General features: G+C 30.0%; 1 protein-coding gene. It reads right to left on the reverse strand.

All coding sequences use genetic code 11. The annotated features are described in order from the left end of the window. Positions 1-62: 62 nt before the first annotated feature. Positions 63-257: ATP-binding protein (locus tag A500_RS19235; RefSeq protein WP_016209235.1), on the reverse strand; the 195-nt coding region annotated here is incomplete at its 5' end.

A 257-nucleotide genomic window follows, 5' to 3' on the forward strand; every position in this document is an offset into this window, starting at 1 on the left:
TGTAAATGTCAACCTCAAAATGTTGAAAAGTTCCAACATGAAAATGCATAATTATTTGATAGTTATTTGTTTTCTTGTTGGATCATTTCATATACATCTTTTGTTCTATAAGATGGCCCAACTATTTTAATAATATGAGCATGATGTAGAAGCCTATCAAGTATAGCATTCGCTAGCGTAGCATCTGAAAAGACATCTCCCCATTTACTAAAAGGTTGATTAGTAGTTATTATAGTTGAGTTATGTTCATATCTTTT

Source organism: Clostridium sartagoforme AAU1 (assembly GCF_000401215.1).
Lineage (GTDB): Bacteria > Bacillota > Clostridia > Clostridiales > Clostridiaceae > Clostridium > Clostridium sartagoforme.